Genomic DNA, 21,084 nt, shown 5'->3' on the forward strand with positions numbered 1-21,084 from the left:
GGGCGGGGCGCGCGCCCCCCCCCCGCCCGCGCCCCGCCCCCCCCCCCCGCGGGGGGGGGGGGGGCGCCGCCCCCCCCCCCCCCCCCCCGGGGGGGGGGGGGGGGGGGGGGGGGGGGGGGCCCCCCCCCCCCCCCCCACGGCGAGCAGAGTCAGGTCAGGCCGGGCCGTCCGCCCCCCGCGGCCCGTCGGTGGATTCGGCGGTACGCAGCCAGACCGCGGTGTCGGACGGCAGCAACCCGTCGTCGAGCGGCCCGCTGGCCAGCAGCAACTCCCCCTGAGCTGGCATCGGCACCGCCTCGGCGGACAGGTTGACCAGGCAGCTGAAGCCACCACCGCGGCTGAACGCGAGCACCCCCTCCGGGGCGGGCAACCAGGTCAGTTCGCCGTCACCGAGCGCCGGGTCGGCCTTTCGGGCCTGGATCGCCGCCCGGTACAGCTCCAGCATCGACGCCGAGTCGCCGGTCTGCGCGCTGGCCGTCCGGTCCTTCCAGTCGGCCGGCTGCGGCAGCCACGGCGCGACGGCGCCCACGGGGCTGAACTCGAACGGCGGCTCGTCCCCGCCCCACGGCAGCGGTACGCGGCAGCCGTCCCGACCGGGGTCGATCCGGCCGGACCGCTCCCACATCGGGTCCTGCCGCAGCGCGTACGGGATGTCCTCGACCTCGTAGAGGCCCAGCTCCTCGCCCTGGTAGACGTAGGCGGCGCCGGGCAGCGACAGCGAGAGCAGCGCGGCGGCGCGTGCGCGGCGAGTGCCCAACTCCAGGTCGGTGGGGATGCCCTCGCGCTTGGCGGCGAAGCTGAACCGGGTGTCCGCTCGACCGTAGCGGGTGACGTGTCGGGTGACGTCGTGGTTCGAGAGCACCCAGGTGGCCGGCGCGTTGACCGGCGCGTGCGCGCTCAGCGTCCCGTCGATGCTCTCCCGCAGCGCCGCGGCGTCCCAGGCGCAGCCGAGGAAGTCGAAGTTGAACGCGGCGTGCAGCTCGTCGGGGCGCAGGTAGTTGGCGAACCGCTGCCGGTCCGGCAGCCAGACCTCACCGATCAGCGCCCGGTCGGGGTACTCGTCGGCGACCCGACGCCAGCCCCGGTAGATGTCGTGCACTCCGTCGAGGTCATGGAACGGGTGCGGCTCGTCCTCCCGGACCTCGGGCAGCGTCCCGTCCTTGACCAGGAGCCCGGCCGAGTCGATCCGGATGCCGTCCACCCCCCGGTCGAACCAGAACCGCAGGATGTCCTCGAACTCCGCCCGTACCCGGGGGTGGTCCCAGTTGAAGTCCGGCTGCTGGGGGGCGAAGAGGTGCAGGTACCAGTCGCCGGGGGTGCCGTCCGGGTTGGTGGTGCGGGTCCAGGTCTCGCCGCCGAACTCGCCGACCCAGTCGGTGGGTCGCTCGTCGCCGTTCGGGCCTCGGCCCGGTCGGAACCAGAACAGGTCCCGTTCCGGCGCGCCGGGACCGCCGGCGAGCGCGGCCTGGAACCAGGGGTGCGCGTCGGAGCAGTGGTTGGGTACCACGTCGACGATGGTCCGGATGCCCAGCGCGTGCCCCTCGGCGATCAGCGCCTCCACCTCGGCCAACGTGCCGAAGACCGGGTCGATGTCGCGGTAGTCGGAGACGTCGTAGCCGGCGTCGGCCATCGGGGACGGGTACCAGGGACTGAACCAGATCGCGTCGACGCCGAGCGCGGACAGGTGGTTCAGCCGGGACCGGATGCCGGCGATGTCACCGATGCCGTCGCCGTTGCCGTCGGCGAAGCTCCGGGGATACACCTGGTAGATCACGGCTCCCCGCCACCACGGACTTCTGTCAGCTGTGGACACGAGCACCTGCTTTCTGCGTCAGTACGTCGGCGGGATCGCCGGACCTGGTCGTGTGTCGGGCGAACGGTCGTTGTTCGCCGCGCGGAAGGATGCGGTAGGGGCTAGCCCTTGATGCTGCCCGTGGTCAGACCGGACATGATGTTCCGTTGGAAGATCAGGAAGATGATGACTGTCGGGATCGCGGCGATGACCGACGCGGCGATCACCACGTTCATCGGGGTGCCACCGGCGAAGGTGTAGATGCCGACGCTCACCGTCCGGGTCTCGGGCGAGGGCATGACCAGCTTCGGCCAGAGGAAGTCCTTCCACACCGCCGTCACGGCGAAGATCGAGACGACGCCGAGGATGGGGCGCGACAGCGGCAGGATGATCGACCAGAGCGTACGCAGCGACGACGCCCCGTCCATCAGGGCCGCGGCCATCAGCTCCTCGGGGATCGAGTCGAAGAACCGCTTCAGCAGGAAGATGTTGAAGGCGTTCGCGACCATCGGCAGCCAGATGGCGAACGGTGAGTCGAGCAGGTTGATGTGCAGGATCGGCAGGTCGAGCACCGTCACGTACTGCGGCACGATGAGGACCATCGCCGGGATCATCAGCGTCGCCAGCATCAGGCCGAGGATCGCGTTGCCGAAGATCGGTCGAAGCTTGGACAACGAGTACGCCGCCGCGCTGTCGAAGACGAGCTGGAACAGCACCGCGCCGATCGCGTAGTAGAAGGTGTTGAAGAGCAGCTTGGCGAGGGCCAGGTTGTTCCACGCGTCGATGTAGTTCTGCGGCTGCGGGTCCTTCGGGAACAGCGACGGTGGGGTCTGCGCGATCTCCTGGCCGGACTTGAGCGCGCCGGTGACCATCCAGTAGAGCGGTCCGAGGAAGACGAGCGTGAACCCCGCCACCACGACGACCAGCAGCGTCCAGTAGATGACCCGGCCGCGCCCCCGGCTGAGCTGGGATTGGGAGATGAGGGTCCGGGTTCCGGAATCCTGTGCCATTCCTCGCCGTCCTAGTCCTGTTTCGCAGTCAGTCGCACGTACACGGCGGAGAAGCCGGCCAGCACCACGAGCATGATCACGCCCAGCGCGGCGGCGCCGTTGAGGTCGTTCTGGAAGAACCCGTGCTGGTAGATGAGGTACGCCACCGAGGTCGCGGAGTCCTCCGCGCCCGCGCCGTTGGCGAGGATCAGCGGCTCGATGAAGAGCTGCATCGTGGCGACGATCTGCAACATCGCCAGGAGCGCGAGGATCAGCCGGGTCTGCGGGATCGTCACGTGTCGGATCCGGCGCCAGATCCCGGCACCGTCGAGCTCGGCCGCCTCGTACAGCTCGCCGGGGATGTTCTGCAACGACGCCAGGTAGATCAGCACCGCGCCGCCCATGTTCATCCAGGTCGACGCCACCACCATCGCCGGCATCGTCATCTCCGGCGACTGCATCCACTGCGAGGTGGGCAGGTGCAGTGCCTTCAGGATCGCGTTGAAGAGACCCGCCTCGCTGGGGTCGTACGCGTAGAACTTGAAGAGGAACAGCGCCGACGCCGGCGGCAGCATCACCGGCAGGTAGACCAGGATCCGCAGGTACCCCTTGGCGTGCCGGAACTCGTTGAGCAGGATCGCCACGAAGAACGGCACCACGTACCCGAGGGCCAGCGCGAGCACCGTGAAGTAGAAGGTGTTCTGCCAGGCCGTCCAGAAGCTCGGGTCGGCGATGATGCGGGAGTAGTTGTCCCAACCCACCCAGGTGGTCTCGCCACGCCGGGTGCGCTGGAAGCTCATCACGATGCCGCGGATCATCGGGTACCAGGAGAAGACGACGAAGCAGAGCACCGCCCCGATCAGGAACGCGTGACCGGTGAGGTTGTCCCGTACCTTGCGGCCGAGGCTCGTGCGCTGCGGCCTCGCCGAGTACGGCGACGGCGGGCGGCCCGGTTTCCTGGGGGTCTCCGGGACGGTGGTGATCGCCAAGGCAACTCCTGGGTGAGTCGGTGACGTCGAGACGTGGTGCGAGTGGCGTGGGGGTCGGGTCGGCGTCCCGACCCCCACACGATCGGTCAGCTCTCGGCGGCGAGGAGCTGGTTGACCTTCTCCTCGGCGGTCTTGAGCAGTGCGTCGATGTTCGAGTTCGGGTTGGTCAGCACACCCGACATCGCGGCGTCGAGCACCGCGTAGACGGCCTGCGCATTGCGCGGCTCACCCTTGATCGGAACCGGGGTCGCCTCGAAGAGCGCGAAGTTCGCGGTGTCCACGTTCGCGTTCGCCTTGCGCAGCTCCAGCTCCTGCTTCTGCGCGTCACTGCCGTTGGCGAAGAGCAGCGGCTGGGGCAGACCCACCGGGTAGTTCTGCGGCTTGGCCCGGACGTAGTCGAACTGACCCTTGCCCGGGGTGAGCTTCTGGTACGCGATCCACTTCAGACCGGCCTTGACCTGCTCGGGCGTGAGGTCCTTCTTGAAGAAGTAGCCCTCGCCACCACCGAGCGTCCCCTTCGCCGCGCCGTCCTGGCCGGGCAGAGGAGCCATCGCCCAGTCCTGGAACTTGCCCTGGAACTGGCTGACGATCGCCTGGGTCGCGTCCGGCGCGCCGATGAACATGCCGACCTTGCCCGCGCCGGCGTTCGTCAGCAGGTCGCCCCACTGCAGCAGCTGACGGGCGCCCATGCTGTTGTCGCCGTACCGCATGTCCTTGAGGTTCTGCAGGACCTGCTTGCCCATGGCGTTGTTGAAGTCGGCCTTCTTGCCGTCCTCGGTCAGCACCCGGCCGCCCTGCGAGTAGAGCAGGGAGGTGAAGTGCCAGCCGCCGGTGTTGCCGGCGCTGTACTCCGAGTAGCCGGCGATGCCGTTGCCGAGGGCGGAGATCTTCTTGGCGGCGGCGCGGACCTCGGCCCAGGTCTTGGGCGGGTTGTTGACGTCCAGCCCGGCCTGCTGGAACAGGGCCTTGTTGTAGACCAGGCCCATCGAGTAGTTCTTCACCGGAACGGCGTAGAGCTTGCCGCCGTCGGTGAAGACCTCCTTGAGCGCCGGGTCGACGCTGTCCCAGGTCGGGATCGTGTCCTTGCTGACCTGCTGGCTGATGTCCATCGCCTGACCGGAGTCGAGCACCTGCTGGAGATCGGTCATGTATCCGTAGAAGACGTCGGTCACGGTGCCGCCGGCGAGGCGGGCGGTGAAGTCCGGCGGGTTGTTGCACTGCTCGCCGACGCTGACGCTCTTGATGGTGATGTCCGGGTTCTGCTTCTGGAACTCGGCGACGTCGTCGTTCCAGTTCTTCAACAGCTCTTTCTGGGCGCCGACCGGCTGACAGTCGACCGTGATGGTGACCTTGCCACCGGCGTTCGAGCCCTTGTCGTCGCTCTTCGTGGAGCATGCCGTGAGGCTGAGCCCCAGGCCGGCCACGAGCGCAACCGCCGCAGCCTTTCGGTATTGCGGTACGGACATCTGTCCATCCCTTCGGGAACGGGTGTCTCCAATGACCTTCGCTGATCTGCGGTGATACGACCTGACGCCCAGTAGCTGCGTCGGAGCCAGGTGTGAGTGGAGTCACTGTAGCGAGGCCGACTCATTTCGGCAAGGTATCGACCCTGTTCCGAAAGGACACGACGTGATTACGGCAGATGTTGGCAAGGCTTTGAAAGCAGCCCGATTTGCCAACCATTGGTCCCCTATGGCCGGTCATTCGACCCGGTCGATGCCGGCCATGGCGGGCAACGACGAAAACGGCCGCCGACCGCGAGAGGCGGTCGACGGCCGAAGCGTCGTACGGGGTGGTGCCTAGCGGCCGGGAGCGGGCGCGGTGGAACCCCGCACCACCAGCTCCGGCTCGAACAGCAACTCGTCCTGCAGTACGCCGGCGCCCTCGATCTGGGTGACCAGCAGATCCACGGCGGCCTGCCCCATCGTCTCGATCGGCTGCCGCACCGTGGTCAACGGCGGGTCGGTGCACGTCATGAAGGCGGAGTCGTCGAAACCCACCACCGACACGTCGGCCGGCACCGAACGCCCCAACCGGCGAGCCGCGCGGATCGTGCCCAGCGCGAGCACGTCGCTGGCGCAGATGATGCCGGTCACGCCCCGCTCAACCAACTTCGTGGCGGCGACCCGCGCGCCCTCCATCGAGAAGCTGGAACGCTCGACGCACTCGGCGTCGCCCTCGTCCCAGCCCGCGGCCTGGATCATCGCGTCGAGCTTGCGCCGGGACGGCACATGCCCCTCCGGACCGAGCACCATCCCGATCCGTTCGTGCCCGAGCGAGCGCAGGTGGCCGTACGCCTGCTCCACCGCCACCGCGTCGTCCGTGGAGACCCGGGGGAAACCCAACTCGTCCACACCGGCGTTGACCAGCACGACCGGAAGCCCTCGGTCGGTCAGCCGACGGTAGTGGTCGTGTCGAGCGTCGGCGAGCGCGTACGAGCCACCAGCGAAGATCACCCCGGAGACCTGGTGGTCGAGGAGCATCTCCACGTAGTCCATTTCGGAGACCCCGCCGATGGTCCGGGCACAGAGCGCCGGGGTGTAGCCGCGCTGGGCCAGGGTGCCGGTGACGACCTCGGCCAACGCCGGGAAGATCGGGTTCTGCAACTCGGGTAGCACCAACCCGACCAGCCGGGCGCGTTCGCCGCGCAACTTGGTCGGTCGCTCGTAACCGAGCACGTCCAGGGCCGTCAGCACGGCGGTGCGGGTCGCCTCGGAGACCCCGTCGCGGCCGTTGAGCACCCGGCTGACGGTGGCCTCGCTGACGCCCGCCTTCTTGGCAACTTCAGTCAACCGCTTGGTCACGGTCGCAATCGTACGTCACCTGGATGAAAGAAATGAACAGCGATTTGTCCAGCGTTTGCTGACCTGCTGCTTGATTGCTGCGCGGGCTGAGGGTCAGGACAGGTCGCGTAGGGCGGATTCGATGGCCCGGTGGAAGGTCGGGTACGCGTAGATCATGTGCCGGAGCTGACTCAGCGGCACCGCCGCGTGCACCGCCACCACCAGTGCGGACAGCACTTCGCCGCCGGCCGGGCCGACCGAGGTCGCGCCGATCAGTACCCCCTGGTCGGCATCCGCCACGAGCTTGATGAAACCGTCGTCGCCGACGCGGTGGATCCAGCCCCGGGTCGAGCTGCCGAGCTTGGTGAAGCCCACCTGCACGTTGATGCCGCGCTCGCGGGCCTGCTGCTCGGTGAGCCCGACCGCGCCGATCTCGGGGTCGGTGAAGGTCACCCGGGGCAGCGCCCGGTAGTCGGCGCGCGGGACGGTGCCGGCGGACCCGCTCGATCCGCTGGACGCCAGCGCGCTGGACGCGCCCATCGCTCCGCCGACCACGCTGGAGGTGCCGCTGGCGTCCGCCCCGGCCTTCGCCTGGCGGGCGCGGGCCAGGATGTCGGCGATCACGATCCCCGCCTGGTACATGGCGATGTGGGTGAAGGCGCCCTCGCCGGTGATGTCGCCGACCGCCCAGACGTCGTCGGTGACGTGCAGCCGGTCGTCGACCGGGAGGTAGCGCTGGCTGGCGTCCACGCCGATGGTGTCCAGACCCAACTCGGCCAGATGGGCCTTGCGCCCGGTCACCACCAGCAGCCGTTCGGCGGTGAACTCCGCGCCGCCGCCACCGCGCAGGGTGAACCTGGTCCCGTCGTGGTCGACCCGTTCGGCGCGTACCCCGGTGTGGATCTCCACGCCGTCGGCGCGCAGCGCCGCGGCGGCGACCTCGGACGCCTCGGGTTCCTCGATGGCCAGCACCCGGTCGAGCGCCTCGACCACGGTGACCCGGGCCCCGAAGCGGGCGAAGACCTGCGCCAGCTCCAGGCCGATCGCGCCGCCGCCGAGCACGAGCAGCGACTCCGGCAACTCCTCGGCCTCGATCGCCTGGTGGTTGGTCCAGTACGGCGTGTCGGCCAGGCCGTCGATCGGCGGCACCGACGGACGGGTGCCGGTGCCCAGCACCACCCCGTGTCGGGCCTCGAACACCTGGTCACCGACGCGGACCCGGCGTGGACCGTCGAGCCGGCCGCTGCCCCGCACGAGCCGGCCGCCCTTGCCGATGAACCGATCCGCAGCGACCGTGTCGTCCCAGGTGTCGGTGGCTTCCTCGCGGATCCGCTTCGCCACCGGCGCCCAGTCCGGCTGGACCTGCGCCGTCCCGGCGAGCCCGTCGACGCGGCGAGCCTCGGCGAGAGCGTTGGCCGCTCTGATCATCATCTTGCTCGGGATGCAGCCCCAGTACGGGCACTCCCCGCCGACCAGATCCCGCTCGACGCCGACGACGCTCAGGCCGGCCTCGGCGAGCCGTTCGGCCACCTCCTCGCCACCGACTCCGAGCCCGACCACGACCACATCCACCAGCTCCGGCTCCGCCACACCGAACAGCATCCCCCAGCGGCACCACCCCGACCACCGAGGTCGGCGGAAAAGTCGGCACGCTCACGGTCCGGGACGCCTACCGTGGCGGGATGCATGCACGCTTCGCCCCGGTCCGGGACTGCTTCCACGACCTGTTCGCCTCCGGCCGAGAGACCGGTGCCAGCCTCGTCATCTGGTACGACGGTGAGCCGGTCGTCGACCTGGTCGGCGGCTCCCGGGCCGGTGACGGGCCGGGCGGCGAGCCGTGGCGGCCGGACACGCTGGTCAACGTCTACTCGGTCGGCAAGCCGGTGGCCGCGCTCTGCCTGCTGATGCTCGTCGACCGGGACAAGGTCGATCTCGACGCGCCGGTGGACCGTTACTGGCCGGAGTTCCGCACTCCCGCCACCGTGCGTCAGGCGTTGTCGCACACCGCTGGGCTGCCGGCCTTCCCGGTGCCCCGACCGGCCACCGCGATCGCCGACTGGGCGCTGCTCACCGGCGACCTGGCCGCCGCCGACCCGGAGTGGTCACCGGGCTCGGTCGCCGGGGAACACGCGTGGACGTACGGGCATCTGGTGGGCGAGCTGGTCCGCCGCGTCGACGGACGGTCGGTGGGCCGGTTCCTGGCCGAGGAGATCGCCGACAGGTGGCAGCTCGACCTCGGCTTCGGGCTGGCCGGGGCGGACCAGCGGCGCTGCGCGGACCTGCGCTACGGCGACCCGCAGTGGCCGAGTCGGAAGCTCGGCGAGCCGGGCTCGCTGCGGGCGCGCGCGATGGGCAACCCGGCCGGTGGGCTGGACCTGGCCGTGCTGAACAGCCCGCTGTGGCGAGGCGCCGAGATGCCGGCGGTCAACCTGCACGCCAGCGCGTCAGGTCTGGCCCGGCTCTACGCCGGCCTGCTGGCCGGCGGCGTCCTGGACGGCGTCCGGCTGTTCAGCCCGGAGTTGGTGGCAGAGACGACCCGGGTGCAGTACGACGGGCCGGACCTGGTGCTGGACCGTCCGGCCCAGTGGACGCTGGGCATGCAGCGGGAGCCGGACGGCAGCTGGGGCATGGGCGGCCTCGGCGGCAGCGGCGCGTGGGCCGACCCGGGACTCGGTTACGCCTGCGCGTACGCCACGGCCCGGCTGGACGAACACGACCGGGTCAACGAGCTGGCCGACGCCCTGCACTCGGTGCTCTGACGCCGTACGTCAACGCAGCCAGACCGGGTCGGTGCCGGGCACCGAGAGCGGTGGCGGGTAGTCCAGGGCGGTCCGGAGCTGGTCCGGCAGCTTCCACGGTTGGTGCACCGCCTTGCCCCGCACCCCGACCAGCTCCGGCACCCACCGGCGCACGTAGTCACCGTCCGGGTCGTACCGTTCGGCCTGCCGGACCGGGTTGAACCCCCGGTAGGGCTTCGTGTCGTTGCCGGTGCCGGCGACCCACTGCCAGTTACCGGAGTTGTTCGCCACGTCCCCGTCGAGCAGCCAGCGGAAGAACACCGCGACTCCGGACCGCCAGTCCTGCCCGAGGTGCTTGGTCAGGTAGCCGGCGGTGATCAGCCGGGCCCGGTTGTGCATCCAGCCCTGTGTCCGCAGCTGCCGCATCCCGGCGTCGACGATCGGCATCCCGGTGCGTCCCTCGGTCCAGGCTGCCAACGCGTCGTCGTCGTAGCGCCACTGCTCGGTGGCGCCCCGCCGGTACGCCGCGGTCGAGATCTCCGGGAAGGCGGCGGTGACCTGGTAGTAGAAGTCCCGCCAGCAGAGCTGCCGGACGAACGGGCCGGACCGGTCCCCGGCGCGGTTCGCCACCGCCAGCGGCGACACGCAGCCGAAGCGCAGGTACGGGCTGAGCCGGGAGGTGTCGTCGCCGGCCATGTCGTCGTGCTGATCGCCGTACCGGGTCAGGTCGGGCAGCCAGTCGGTGAGCCGCGCCTGGGCGACCCGCTCGCCGCCGATGGCCGCGTCCGGCGAGTCGCCGGCCGGCAGCGTCGGCAGCCGGCCCACGCTCACCCGGTCGGGCAGCGCGAGCCGGCGTGGCGCGGCCAACTCCTCGCGCCACCGGTTGGCCGCCCAGGCCCGGTGGTACGGGCTGAACACCCGGTAGTGGTCACCGCCACCACCGGGCCGCAACGCGCCCGGCTCGACCACTGTCAACCCGGGAAACAGACGCAGGTGCAGCCGGTGCCGCTCGCACTCGGCGCGTAGTCGCCGCTCCCGACGGGCGGCGTAGTGGCTGACGTCGGCCGAGAGCGCGACGCCGGTCGCCCCGACCTCGTCGGCCAGCCGGATCGTCTCGGCCACCGGGTCGCCGTGCCGGACCACCAGGTCGCCACCACGGTCACGAAGTTGGGCGCGCAGGTCGGCGAGGGCCTGGTGCAGGAAGCGGGTGCGGTTGGCGGAGAAGTCGGCCAGCGCCGGGTCGAGCACGTACAGCGGCACCACCTGGTCGAAGGCCGCACAGGTGGTGGCCAGCGCCGGGTGGTCGTGCACCCGCAGGTCGCGGGTGAGGAGCACGATCGCCGTGCTCGCGGTCACCGGCTCTCCGGGTGGATCGTCGGCCCGGGGATGACGACCGGGGTACCGGTCGAGCTGAGCAGGGCCCGCGCGGCCACCGCGATCCGTCGCCGCTGCGGCACCAGGGCCCGCCGGACGAAGACGTCGTAGTCCTGCGCGGCCACCTCGTCCAGGATGCCGCCGTAGAGCGCGTACGCGGTGCGCATGCAGGCCTGCGAGGCGGGCGCCAGCATGGTGATGCCCGGTGCGGCGGCGGCGTAGTGCGCCTGGGCGCGGGTCACCTCGTACTCGATCAACTCGCGGGTCCGGGGCGTACCGCGACCCCGGGCGCGGGCCTCGGCCAGCTCCTCGCGGGTGACCCCGAACTTCGCCAGGTCCTCGTCCGGCAGGTAGGTGCGGCCCCGGTCGAGGTCCTCGGCGACGTCCCGGATGAAGTTGGTGAGCTGGAAGGCGAAGCCGAGCTGCCGGGCCGGCTCCCGGGCCGCCGTCGGGTCGGAACTGCCCAGGATCGGCAGCATCATGGTGCCGATGACCGCCGCCGAGCCCTCCATGTAGTCGAGCAGGTGGTCGTAGGTGGGGTACGCGGTGACGGTGAGGTCCATCGCCATGCTCTTCAGAAACGACGCAAAGTCGTCCCGGTCGAGATCGAAGACGGCGATCGTGTGCAGCACGGCCGGCAGGAGTGGGTCGTCGACCGGCGCCCCGTGCAGACCGGCAACGAACTGACTGGCCCAGTGATCCAGCAGGGCGGCCCGCTCGGCCGGCGGCAGTTCCTCGGTGCGGTCGACGATCTCGTCCGCGTACCGGGTGAACCCGTAGAGGGCGTGCACATGTCGTCGTTTCCAAGCGGGGAGCAGTCGGGTGGCGAGATAGTAGGTGCGGCCGTGGCGTTTGTGCAGTTCACGGCACCGGTCATAGGCAGCGGTGAGATCAGTTTCCACCGGCCCTCCTCCATTTATCGACGCACCAATCGACGCAACTCGTAGCCTAGGGTACGCTCAGCCGCATGGCCAACGACGCAGTTGCGGGCAACGTGACCCGCGTGGCGCCGACAGGGCCGGGGGACGGGGACGATCCGGTCCGCGCCGTTCTGGCCGCGTACACCCACGATCTGGTCACGGCGGTCGACGAGACCCTGAACGCCTTCCTCACCGCCGAGGTCGACACCCTCAACGACATCGACCCATCGATGGGCAGCTTCGCCGCCACCGCGCGGGAGGCCGTCCTGGCCGGCGGCAAACGGATCCGGTCTACGTTCGCCTACTGGGGTTGGCGCGGGGCGGTCGGCGGCACCGCGGCGCTGCCGCCCGTGCTGCCCGCGCTGGCCGCGCTGGAGCTGCTGCACACCTTCGCGCTGGTGCACGACGACGTGATGGATTCGTCCACCACCCGCCGTGGCCGGCCCACCGCACACGTCGCGCTCGCCGAACAGCACGTCGCCGCCGGCCACCGAGGTGATCCCGGCCGGTTCGGTGACGCCGTCGCAGTGCTCATCGGCGACCTCTGCATGGTCTGGGCCGACCAGTTGCTGGCCCACGCCTCGGTGCCGTCGACCCGGCTCTTCGAGGTGCGCCGCTGCTACGACCAGATGCGGGTGGAGACGGTCGCCGGGCAGTATCTCGACGTGCTCGGCGAGAACGACCCGGCCAGCTGGTCGGTCGACCGGGCGCTGCGGGTGGCCCGCTACAAGACCGCCAGTTACACCGTCCAGCGCCCACTGCTCTTCGGGGCCTGCCTGGCCGGGGTGCCCGCCGACGATCCGCTGGTCTCCGCGTACACCCGTTATGGCCTGGCCGTCGGCGAGGCGTTCCAGCTCCGCGACGACCTGCTCGGGGTCTACGGCGACCCGGCGGCCACCGGCAAGCCGGCCGGGGACGACCTCCGCACCGGCAAGCCCACCACGCTGCTCATGCTGGCCCGGGAGCTGGCCACGCCGGCCCAGCTCACCGCGTTGGATCGGGCCGCCGACGGACCGGTCGACACGCTCGCCAAGCTGGTCGCCGAGACCGGCGCGGTGACCCGGGTGGAGCAGATGATCACCGAGCGGGTGAGTGACGCGTTGGCCGCGCTGGACGCCGCACCCGTGGACCAGACGGCGCGGACCGCGCTGACCGGGCTGGCTACCGCCGCTGCCAACCGGCGGGCCTGATGAGCGACTTGAGCGAGGAGGTGGTCACGTGCGGACGGTGACAGGACGGACCGACCGGGTGGTGGTCGTCGGGGCCGGGCTGGGTGGGCTGGCCTGCGCGCTGCACCTGGCGGGCAGCGGTCGACAGGTGACCGTGCTGGAGCGCGAGCCGGTGCCCGGCGGGCGGGCCGGCCGGCTCGGCGTGGACGGCTACGAGTTCGACACCGGCCCGACCGTGCTCACCATGCCCGACCTGATCGCCGAGGCGCTCGCCGCGGTCGGCGAGGAGCTGCGCGACTGGCTGGACCTGACCCCGCTCGACCCCGCCTACCGGGCGTACTACCCGGACGGCTCGACCCTCGACGTGCTCACCGACACCACCCGGATGGCGGCCGAGATCTCCCGGGTCTGCGGGCCCCGGGAGGCCGACGGCTACCTGCGTTTCGTCGAGTACGCGCGGGAGCTGTGGCGGCTGGAGCGCACCGACTTCATCGAGCGCAACCTGGACGCGCCCACCGACCTGATCACCGGCAACCTGCTCAAGCTGCTCGGCGGCGGGGCCTTCCGGCGCCTGCAGACGAAGATCAACCAGTTCTTCCGGGACCCGCGTACCCAGCGGATCTTCTCCTTCCAGGCGATGTACGCCGGCCTCGCGCCGCACGACGCGCTGGCCATCTACGCGGTCATCGCGTACCTCGACTCGGTGGCCGGGGTCTACTTCCCGCGCGGCGGCATCCACGCGGTCTCCAGGGCGATGGCCGGCGCGGCCGAGAAGCACGGCGTGCAGATCCGGTACGACACCACGGTGACCCGGGTGGAGACCGCGAACGGCCGCGCCACCGGCGTGCTCACCGCCGACGGTGACCTGGTGCCGGCCGACGTCGTGGTGCTCAACCCCGACCTGCCGGTCGCCTACCGGGACCTGCTCCCCGCCGCGCCGCGGCGCCAGCTCACCTACTCGCCGTCCTGCGTCGTTCTGCACGTCGGCTCCCGACAGGGCTATGCGAAGATCGCCCATCACAACATCCATTTCGGACGCGCGTGGAAGGGCACCTTCGATGAGGTCATCCGACGGGGTGAGCTGATGACCGATCCGTCGCTCCTGGTGACCAACCCGAGCCGGACCGACCCCGCGGTCGCCCCGCCGGACCGGCACACCTACTACGTGCTCGCCCCGGTGCCCAACCTGCACCGGGCGCCGTTCGAGTGGCGGGGCGACCTGACCCAGCGCTACACCGACCAGCTGATCGGCACCCTGGAGGAGCGCGGCTACGTCGGCTTCGGCGCCGGGGTCGAGGTGCTCCGGGCAATCACCCCCGCCGAGTGGGAGGAGCAGGGGATGGCCGCCGGCACCCCGTTCGCCGCCGCGCACACGCTCTTCCAGACCGGCCCGTTCCGCCCGTCCAACCTGCACCGCGACCTGTCGAACGTGGTGTTCGTCGGCTCCGGGACCCAACCCGGCGTCGGCGTGCCGATGGTGCTCATCTCCGGCAAGCTCGCCGCCGGCCGGATCACCGGGGAAGGCCGATGAGCAGCCGGGAGAAGCACCTCGTCGAACTCGTCGACGAGACCGGCACGGCCCACGGCGAGACGACCGTAGCGGCCGCGCACCAACCCCCGGGGCAGCTGCACCGGGCCTTCTCGGTGTTGCTGGTGGACCCGGACGGCCAGGTGCTGCTCCAGCGCCGAGCCGCCGTGAAGACCCGGTTCCCGCTGCGCTGGGCCAACTCCTGCTGCGGCCACCCGCAGCCCGGGGAGTCGCTCGCCGAGGCGGCCAACCGACGGCTGAGCGAGGAGTTGGGCGCGGGCCCGGTCGAGCTGACCGAGGTCGGCGTCTACGTCTACTACGCCGAGGACCCGGCGACCGGTCGGGTCGAGTTCGAGTACGACCACGTGCTGCGCGGCGAGTTCCTGCCCGGCGCCCCACTCCTGCCCGACCCGGACGAGGTGGCCGAGCTGCGGTGGGCCGACCCCACCGCCTTGGAGGCCGAGTTGAAGCTCGACCCCCGGTCGTACGCGCCCTGGCTGGGCGGGGTGGTGAACCGGCTGCTCCGCCCCTCGGAGTCCCGGTCGGGCGCAACCGGCCCGGCCCTGACCCCGCCCGGATCGTCGGCGGATGACACGGCGGAGCGGTCGGGTGGTCGATGAGGCGCTGAGCGCGGGCGCGGTCGCACGCCGGTTGGGGGTCGCGGTGACGACCCTGCGCACCTGGCACCAGCGCTACGGGCTCGGGCCCAGCGAACACATCCCCGGTCACCACCGCCGGTACACCCCCGCCGATCTGGCCCGTCTCGAGATCATGCGACGACTCACCGCCGAGGGGGTGAGCCCCGCCGAAGCGGCCCGCTGGGCCCGCCAGGCACCCGACCCGTCGCCCAACGGCACCGTCACTCCCGTCCGGACCCACCCGACCGGCCGTGACGGCGGCGGCTCCATCCCGGTCGGCCGTGCCGGCCCGGCGGCCCGCGGACTGGCCCGGGCCGCCATGCGGCTGGACGCGGCGGCGATCAGCGAGACGATCGCGCACGCCCTGGCCGCCGGCGGGGTCGTCGCCACCTGGGAGGGCCTGCTACGCCCCGTCCTCGCCGGCATCGGCGAACGGCACGCCGCCACCGCCGGCCTGATCGAGGTGGAACACCTGGTGTCCCGCTGCGTCTCGGAGGCGCTCGCGGCGGCCAGTCGGGCCAAGGTCCCCACCGGGCCGGCCCGGATCCTGCTCTCCTGCGCCGACGAGGAGCAGCACACCCTGCCACTGGAGGCGTTGGCCGCAGCCCTCGCGGAGGCCGGTGTCAGCTACCGGATGCTCGGCGCCCGGGTGCCGGTGGCCGCTCTCGTCGAGGCGGTCAACCGGACCGGACCGGCCGCCGTGGTGCTCTGGTCGCACACCCGGGCCACCGCCGACCCGACCCAGCTCACCGCGCTGCTCGCCGCACCCCGGCGCCCGCTGCTGGTGCTCGCCGCCGGCCCCGGCTGGCGGGCCGACACGCTGCCCGCCGGGGTGGTGCGGCCGGTCGACCTGGCCGAGGCGGTCTCGCTCTCCGCCGCCGTCCGCGACTCCCTGGACCAGTCGAGGCGTGATTGATCGCACTGTCGCCAACTGGCGGCGTGAACTACCGTCGGGCGGGTCCGCCTACCCCGACCCTCCGGGAGCGAGCAGATGCAAGCCCGCGCCATCCTGGCGCCCGTCCTCGCCGTGACGCTGGTCCTGTCCGGCTGTGCCCAGCCGGAGCGCACCATCGCGCCCGCCGCCGCTCCACAGCCGGTGCAAACGACCACGCCGCCCACCCCGACACCGCACCCCAGCGTCACCAAGCCAGCCAAGCCGCCACTGCGGCCGCTGCCGGCCAAGCTCCCCGCCGGTCTGGGTCGCAACACCGGCGTACGCCCGGTGGCCCTGACGTTCGACGACGGGCCCAGCCCGGCCTGGACGCCCAAGGTGCTCGACCAGCTGAAGGCCGCCAAGGTGACCGCGACCTTCTGCGTCGTCGGTCGCGAGGTGCAGCGCCACCCGGAGCTGGTCCGGCGGATCGTCCGGGAGGGACACCAGCTCTGCAACCACAGCTGGCGACACGACCTCGATCTTGCCCGGCGACCGGTCGCCGAGATCCGGGCCGACCTGGACCGCACCAACAAGGCCATCCAGAAGGCCGTTCCCGGCGCGAAGGTGTCGTTCTACCGGCAGCCGGGCGGCCGGTGGACGTCGGAGGTGCTCGGGGTGGCCAAGGGCCTCGGCATGCGTCCGCTGCACTGGTCGGTCGACCCGCAGGACTGGGACAAGCCGACCGCGGCCACGATCGGCAAGCGAGTCCACGCCGCCACCCGCCCCGGTGCCATCGTTCTCCTGCACGACGGGGGCGGAAATCGGGCCGCGACGCTCGCCGCCTGCCCGAAGATGATCGCCGACCTGAAGCACCGCTTCGGCATCACCCGACTCCGCTAGAAACGCTCTGACCTGCGGTTACAGCCCGTCCCAAGCCCTTGCGGATACCGATTTTGTCGACCGACGGAGCATCACGTATGCTTTCCAAGCCTCCGGCGGGGCCGGATGGGAGCAAGTCCGCTTGAAGTTGCGAATGTGCAATGATGGCGGGGCCGCCCTCATCGTCTAGCGGCCCAGGACGCCGCCCTTTCAAGGCGGTAGCACGGGTTCGAATCCCGTTGGGGGCACGACCGGCGCAAGCCGGAGCAAGGCAAGACCGGCGCAAGCCGGAGCAACACAAGCTAGGTCCTGTGGAGCAGTTGGAGTGCTCGCCGCCCTGTCAAGGCGGAGGTCGCGGGTTCAAGTCCCGTCAGGACCGCAGCGCCGACGCCGCGCCCCGCGCGGCGTTCTGCGTATCGGAGCAGGTCGCCTTGCCGCCGGTTCGTCCGGTTGCCGGGTAACATGAGCCGAGCGACACGGCCAGGTAGCTCAGTTGGTACGAGCGTCCGACTGAAAATCGGAAGGTCGGCGGTTCGACCCCGCCCCTGGCCACATAGCCTTTCGCCGGGCTACAGAGATCCCCACCAGCGGAAACGCAGGTGGGGATCTTGCTGTTTCCGGTGCTTCAGCCGACATCCCGGCCTCGCCACCACCTGATCGACCCTGATCGCGGCAGCACAGCGCCGCGACCCCGCGACCCCCGCGGCATCAGCGGCAGGTGCCGAAGAGAGCACCTCCAAGACCGTGCTCGATCCAGGAAACAGTGCCCTCCACCCGCGCACGAGGCCACTACATCAAGGATCGGGCACGATCATGCGAGAAGGGTCTCCTGGCACGCACCGCTGCCGGCGACGCTTCGGACGACAACCGCGAGCGGCGTCCCACGCACTATCACCGGAACTGCTGCCTCCCGACCGGCTCAGGCAGCAGTTTCCCTGAAGATGCTCAGATCTTGGCGCCCTATGTGCACGGCCACCCAGGTGGGACCGCCCGCGTAACAAGTAATAAGGCGGCGTCAGTGGTCGCGGCGACCCGGCGGGCGGTGCTGCGCCACGCTGCCCTGGATCGCCTCCCACACGCTGCGTCCGGCCTGCCGCAGCGTCTCCCCCGCCTGCTCGGCAAGTTGCGCCGCACTCTGGGCCGCAGCCTGCGCCGCGCCCGGCAGACCACCGTCGCCAGGCCCGGACGGGCTCGGGCTGGGCCCGGCTGACCGACCGGGCTGGTTCGAGGTCTCCCCGTTCGCCCCTCCCGCCGATTCCCCGGGGCGCTGCTGGTCCCGGCCCGCCCCTCCCGGGCGCCTCCCGTCGTCCGAGCCTTCGGGCCGCTTCTCCTCGGCGGAACGCGGTCCCTCGTGCCGCTGACCTTCCGGGCGGTGGCCACCTGGCGCGCCGGCCTCCGGCTGCCGACCCTCCTGCTGCTGGCGCTCAGGCTGCCGGCGCTCAGGCTGCCGGCCCTCCGGTCGCTGCCCCTCCTGCGGCTGCCGACCCTGAGGCTGCTGCCCCTCCTGTGGCTGCCGGCCCTGAGGCTGCTGCCCCTCCTGCGGCTGCTGGTCCTGCGGACGCTGGCCCTGCGCATGCTGGCCCTCAGGACGCCGACCCTCCGGATGCTGGCCCTGCGGCTGCGCCTGGTCATCCGACCCCGGGCCGCCAGCTCGCCGCCCGGGTCCTCCGGCACCCGGTTCCGCGCCGGCCGGACCGGACCGCCCCGCATCCGGCCGCTCAGAACCCGGTCGACCAGGACCCGGCCGATCGAGACCCGGCCGGCCCGAGCCCGGTAGAGCTGGACGCGGCCGAGCGGAACCCGGCCGGCCACGGTCGACGAAGGGGCCGGCGGCGCCGACCTGCCGGCCTGGCTCGTCGCGTACGCCGTCCGGACGCCGATTCGACGCAGTGGTCTCCACCGTTCCCGCGGCCAGTTGCTGCGCGCTGCGGTTCACGTCGACGGCGGCGCCGGCCGTGTGCGCCAGCGCCTCGATGATGTGTGGGTTGTTGTCGATCGTGTCGAGCGCTCGTCCCAGGATCCTGGTCAGCTGTTCCAACCGCACCCGCAGCTGCGCCTCGGCGTTCACCCCGTCGACGTTCAACTCGCCGCTGTTGAGGTGCACCCGTACGCCGGCGTCGACCTGGAGCAGGTTGGCCACCCGGGCCCGCAGCGACAGGTCGGCCTCCAGACCGTCGACCGCCAGCCGGATGGAGTCGACGGAGACCTTCGGAATGTCGAGCAGGACGTCCGGGTCCTCGCTGTCGACGTTCCGGTCCGGCTCCCGCTGCTGCCCGCTCTCGCTCATGCTCTCCCGCCCCGCCTGCACACCGGCCCGGTCGTCCGAGCCGTCCGGCGCGGTTACCCGCTTTCCGGAGGGGCATCCCGTCCGTGACGACTCGGCGACCCTGTGTCTGGAACCAGGCACCTCGCGAAGCTGCACAGCCGGGCATCAGCCGGTATGGTCCGGGCCTATGGGACAGGAATTGACTGATCCGGCCGACATCCGGCAGGACGTCGGCCAGTTCTCTCTCCGGTGCAGCCTTCTCGTCCCGGGCTCCGCCGAGCACGCGTTCGCGGTCTTCACCGACGAGCTGACCGACTGGTGGGTCACCGAGTACACGTGGTCGGGCCCGGACGCGCTGGCCGAGCTGGGCATGGAGCCGCGGGCCGGTGGCATGCTCTACGAGCTGGGCCCGTACGGTTTCCGCGCCGACTGGGGCCGGGTGCTCACCTGGGACCCGCCCCGCCGGCTGGTCTTCGTCTGGCAGATCGGCCCTGACCGGGCGCCGGTGCCGGACCCGGCCCGCGCGAGCGAGGTCGAGGTGCTGTTCCATTCCGAGGGGCCGGACCGCACCCGCGTCGAGCTGGAGCACCGGCACTTCGACCGGCACGGCGAGGCTGCCGAGGGTTACCGCAAGGCGCTCACCGCCGGCTGGCACGAGCTGCTCACCCGCTACGTCGCCACGGTGTCGCGCCACCGCCCCACCACGACGGCCTGACGACCCAGCGGATCACCGGCCGAGCCGCCGGTCGGCAGCGGGCCCGCCAAGGTCCCGGCCACCAAGGTTCGCGCGTTGGCCGGCCTCCGCCCCCGAGCCGAAGCCGGTGCCGCCCAACCGGCGCGGCGGCGCGGTACGCAGCCGCGGGTACTCCTCGGTGAGCCTTCGCTGCACGCGGTCGGACCGGTCGGCCAACACCAGCGCCATCGACGGTGCCTCCGACTCGCTGGCCGCCGCCGTCTCGGCCGCCCAGAGTCGACCGCCGACCACCTCCGCGAAGCCGGCCAGCCAGGAGCGGCGGAAGGCGGCGGGATGGTCGTCGGCGGGCACCTCGGTGGCGGCCAGGCCGTGCGCCGCCTGCACGAGCAGTGAGGTGAAGAGCAGGTCGACCCGTTCCAGGTCGCTGGCGAAGCCGAAGAGGTGCAGGGCGAAGCCGTTGCCCTGCCGACGGCGTACGCAGCGGCAGCGCAGCGGCTCGGCCACCGCGGCGAGCAGGCCGACCTTGTCGCGGGCGTACGGGGCGACGACGTCCAGCACTCGGTCGCCGACCGGGTCGGTGGTCGGGTCCCGGGCGGCGAGCAGCGCCCGGTCCACGCCGTAGCGGGCGATCAGCTCGGTGGCCTTCGCGGTGAACGCGGCAGACTCGGCCGGTGTGCAGGCCGGGTCCTCGGCCTGGGCCAGCAGCTTGCGCACCTTGCTGAGCATGGCCTCGGACATGCCTAAAGAGCTACCACACGGGCCGGACATCATCGGGGCCACGCCGCAATCGATCGATACGTATCATCGTCACGGCCAGATGATCAGTCCTATACGGACGGTTAATTAACTGTTTCGGAGGAACGAACGAATGCCATCCCCGACCGCTCGCCTGCTCGCCGTCGCCACGGCCACCGCACTGCTCGCCGCCGGTACGCCCGCCCGGGCGGAGCCGACCACACCGACGGCGCCGGTCAGCTCCGGGCCGAACGCGTTCGCCCCACTCGCCACCTGTTACGGCGGGGCGGTCCGGTCGTACTTCGAGACCGGCCGCTACGGCGGCTCGGCCGGCCAGTACCGCACCACGACGCGCTGTCGCGACATCAACGTCCGCAACGCGAGCGTGTACGCCACCGAGGCGTGCGTGATCTTCGTAGACAAGACGAGCGCCTGCAACTACTGGACCTACCTGCCGGCCAACTCGGGCTGGATCACGGTGGCCACCGACGTCCGGGACGGCGTCAACTTCCGGGTCCGCTTCGAGAACCTGCGGTACGAGTACGAACCGCTGATCGCGTACCACGCGTTCTGACCGACCCGCGCGGTCGCGGGGGGCGCCCCCCCCCCCCCCCCCCCCCCCCCCCCCCCCCCCCCCCCCACACCCCCCCCCCCGCCCCCCCCCCCCCCCCCCCCCACCCCCCCACACACACCCCCCCCCCCGGGGGGGCGCCACC

General features: G+C 71.5%; 18 protein-coding genes and 3 tRNA genes. 11 read left to right on the plus strand and 10 right to left on the minus strand.

The features are described from left to right. Window positions 1–154: 154 nt before the first annotated feature. The 6 genes from ACIBD9_RS04290 to ACIBD9_RS04315 all read right to left on the minus strand — a co-directional run bounded on the left by ACIBD9_RS04290 (window position 155) and on the right by ACIBD9_RS04315 (window position 8,155). Window positions 155–1,774, minus strand: coding sequence for a glycoside hydrolase family 13 protein (locus ACIBD9_RS04290; RefSeq protein WP_396714387.1), 1,620 nt, complete (start codon window positions 1,772–1,774; stop codon window positions 155–157). A gap of 140 nt (window positions 1,775–1,914) precedes the next feature. Continuing rightward, window positions 1,915–2,802 carry a carbohydrate ABC transporter permease gene (locus ACIBD9_RS04295; protein WP_387170614.1) on the minus strand — a complete coding sequence of 296 codons (888 nt, stop codon included), beginning with the start codon at window positions 2,800–2,802 and terminating at the stop codon, window positions 1,915–1,917. 11 nt (window positions 2,803–2,813) lie between these two features. Further along, window positions 2,814–3,770, minus strand: coding sequence for a carbohydrate ABC transporter permease (locus ACIBD9_RS04300; protein ID WP_387170612.1), 957 nt, complete (start codon window positions 3,768–3,770; stop codon window positions 2,814–2,816). 86 nt (window positions 3,771–3,856) lie between these two features. Next, complete coding sequence (locus ACIBD9_RS04305; protein ID WP_238657871.1) at window positions 3,857–5,236, minus strand: ABC transporter substrate-binding protein; 1,380 nt, start codon at window positions 5,234–5,236, stop codon at window positions 3,857–3,859. A gap of 333 nt (window positions 5,237–5,569) precedes the next feature. After that, window positions 5,570–6,574 (minus strand): LacI family DNA-binding transcriptional regulator, encoded by a 1,005-nt coding sequence (locus tag ACIBD9_RS04310; RefSeq protein WP_238657870.1) that lies wholly within the window; start codon window positions 6,572–6,574, stop codon window positions 5,570–5,572. Window positions 6,575–6,667: 93 nt separating this feature from the next. Beyond that, window positions 6,668–8,155: a dihydrolipoyl dehydrogenase family protein gene (locus ACIBD9_RS04315; protein WP_396714390.1), complete on the minus strand. Its 1,488-nt coding sequence runs from the start codon at window positions 8,153–8,155 to the stop codon at window positions 6,668–6,670. 80 nt (window positions 8,156–8,235) lie between these two features. Here ACIBD9_RS04315 and ACIBD9_RS04320 point away from each other — a divergent pair, with 80 nt between their 5' ends. Next, complete coding sequence (locus ACIBD9_RS04320; RefSeq protein WP_396714392.1) at window positions 8,236–9,312, plus strand: serine hydrolase domain-containing protein; 1,077 nt, start codon at window positions 8,236–8,238, stop codon at window positions 9,310–9,312. Window positions 9,313–9,321: 9 nt separating this feature from the next. On the opposite strand, the gene ACIBD9_RS04325 is transcribed toward ACIBD9_RS04320, so the two are convergent. Beyond that, on the minus strand, window positions 9,322–10,647 hold the full coding sequence (locus ACIBD9_RS04325; RefSeq protein WP_396714394.1) for a cryptochrome/photolyase family protein: 1,326 nt from the start codon (window positions 10,645–10,647) through the stop codon (window positions 9,322–9,324). Next, window positions 10,644–11,567: a phytoene/squalene synthase family protein gene (locus ACIBD9_RS04330; RefSeq protein WP_396714396.1), complete on the minus strand. Its 924-nt coding sequence runs from the start codon at window positions 11,565–11,567 to the stop codon at window positions 10,644–10,646. The genes ACIBD9_RS04325 and ACIBD9_RS04330 overlap by 4 nt, the downstream gene beginning before the upstream one ends. 65 nt (window positions 11,568–11,632) lie before the next feature. Here ACIBD9_RS04330 and ACIBD9_RS04335 point away from each other — a divergent pair, with 65 nt between their 5' ends. From ACIBD9_RS04335 to ACIBD9_RS04370, 8 genes are all read left to right on the plus strand, one after another. After that, window positions 11,633–12,775 (plus strand): polyprenyl synthetase family protein, encoded by a 1,143-nt coding sequence (locus ACIBD9_RS04335; RefSeq protein WP_396714398.1) that lies wholly within the window; start codon window positions 11,633–11,635, stop codon window positions 12,773–12,775. Window positions 12,776–12,803: 28 nt separating this feature from the next. Then, window positions 12,804–14,285, plus strand: a complete 1,482-nt coding sequence (crtI, locus tag ACIBD9_RS04340; RefSeq protein ID WP_396714400.1) for a phytoene desaturase family protein — start codon at window positions 12,804–12,806, stop codon at window positions 14,283–14,285. Next, complete coding sequence (idi, locus tag ACIBD9_RS04345; protein WP_396714402.1) at window positions 14,282–14,902, plus strand: isopentenyl-diphosphate Delta-isomerase; 621 nt, start codon at window positions 14,282–14,284, stop codon at window positions 14,900–14,902. The genes crtI and idi overlap by 4 nt, the downstream gene beginning before the upstream one ends. Then, window positions 14,892–15,836, plus strand: a complete 945-nt coding sequence (locus ACIBD9_RS04350) for a MerR family transcriptional regulator (protein WP_396714444.1) — start codon at window positions 14,892–14,894, stop codon at window positions 15,834–15,836. Before idi ends, ACIBD9_RS04350 begins: the two co-directional genes overlap by 11 nt. Before the next feature lie 75 nt (window positions 15,837–15,911). Beyond that, window positions 15,912–16,694: a polysaccharide deacetylase family protein gene (locus ACIBD9_RS04355; protein WP_396714404.1), complete on the plus strand. Its 783-nt coding sequence runs from the start codon at window positions 15,912–15,914 to the stop codon at window positions 16,692–16,694. A 154-nt stretch (window positions 16,695–16,848) separates the two neighbouring features. Continuing rightward, a tRNA-Glu gene (locus tag ACIBD9_RS04360) sits at window positions 16,849–16,921 on the plus strand. A 57-nt stretch (window positions 16,922–16,978) separates the two neighbouring features. Continuing rightward, window positions 16,979–17,052, plus strand: a tRNA-Asp gene (locus ACIBD9_RS04365). 99 nt (window positions 17,053–17,151) lie between these two features. Next, window positions 17,152–17,225 (plus strand) — tRNA-Phe (locus tag ACIBD9_RS04370). Between the two features lie 463 nt (window positions 17,226–17,688). Here ACIBD9_RS04370 and ACIBD9_RS04375 read toward each other — a convergent pair. Further along, entirely contained in the window at window positions 17,689–18,960 is a 1,272-nt protein-coding gene (locus ACIBD9_RS04375; protein ID WP_396714406.1) for a hypothetical protein, read from the minus strand. 166 nt (window positions 18,961–19,126) lie between these two features. Here ACIBD9_RS04375 and ACIBD9_RS04380 point away from each other — a divergent pair, with 166 nt between their 5' ends. Continuing rightward, window positions 19,127–19,654: an SRPBCC family protein gene (locus ACIBD9_RS04380; protein ID WP_238660758.1), complete on the plus strand. Its 528-nt coding sequence runs from the start codon at window positions 19,127–19,129 to the stop codon at window positions 19,652–19,654. Between the two features lie 12 nt (window positions 19,655–19,666). Here ACIBD9_RS04380 and ACIBD9_RS04385 read toward each other — a convergent pair whose 3' ends face one another. Further along, a complete protein-coding gene (locus ACIBD9_RS04385) occupies window positions 19,667–20,371 on the minus strand; it encodes a DUF2786 domain-containing protein (RefSeq protein ID WP_396714408.1) in 705 nt (234 codons plus the stop codon). A 130-nt stretch (window positions 20,372–20,501) separates the two neighbouring features. On the opposite strand from ACIBD9_RS04385, the gene ACIBD9_RS04390 reads away from it, so the two are divergent. Then, window positions 20,502–20,942 carry a hypothetical protein gene (locus tag ACIBD9_RS04390; protein ID WP_396714410.1) on the plus strand — a complete coding sequence of 147 codons (441 nt, stop codon included), beginning with the start codon at window positions 20,502–20,504 and terminating at the stop codon, window positions 20,940–20,942. The last annotated feature ends 142 nt before the right edge of the window (window positions 20,943–21,084 follow it).

Source organism: Micromonospora sp. NPDC050784, from assembly GCF_044456765.1.
Lineage (GTDB): Bacteria > Actinomycetota > Actinomycetes > Mycobacteriales > Micromonosporaceae > Micromonospora > Micromonospora foliorum.

Coding starts and splice junctions, on each gene's coding strand:
- ACIBD9_RS04295 (WP_387170614.1), bottom strand. CDS start 2,802: ATGGCACAGGATTCCGGAACCCGGACCCTCATCTCCCAATCCCAGCTC.
- ACIBD9_RS04305 (WP_238657871.1), bottom strand. CDS start 5,236: ATGTCCGTACCGCAATACCGAAAGGCTGCGGCGGTTGCGCTCGTGGCC.
- ACIBD9_RS04315 (WP_396714390.1), bottom strand. CDS start 8,155: ATGCTGTTCGGTGTGGCGGAGCCGGAGCTGGTGGATGTGGTCGTGGTC.
- ACIBD9_RS04320 (WP_396714392.1), top strand. CDS start 8,236: ATGCATGCACGCTTCGCCCCGGTCCGGGACTGCTTCCACGACCTGTTC.
- ACIBD9_RS04335 (WP_396714398.1), top strand. CDS start 11,633: ATGGCCAACGACGCAGTTGCGGGCAACGTGACCCGCGTGGCGCCGACA.
- idi (WP_396714402.1), top strand. CDS start 14,282: ATGAGCAGCCGGGAGAAGCACCTCGTCGAACTCGTCGACGAGACCGGC.
- ACIBD9_RS04355 (WP_396714404.1), top strand. CDS start 15,912: ATGCAAGCCCGCGCCATCCTGGCGCCCGTCCTCGCCGTGACGCTGGTC.
- ACIBD9_RS04375 (WP_396714406.1), bottom strand. CDS start 18,960: ATGAGCGAGAGCGGGCAGCAGCGGGAGCCGGACCGGAACGTCGACAGC.
- ACIBD9_RS04380 (WP_238660758.1), top strand. CDS start 19,127: ATGGGACAGGAATTGACTGATCCGGCCGACATCCGGCAGGACGTCGGC.
- ACIBD9_RS04385 (WP_396714408.1), bottom strand. CDS start 20,371: ATGTCCGAGGCCATGCTCAGCAAGGTGCGCAAGCTGCTGGCCCAGGCC.
- ACIBD9_RS04390 (WP_396714410.1), top strand. CDS start 20,502: ATGCCATCCCCGACCGCTCGCCTGCTCGCCGTCGCCACGGCCACCGCA.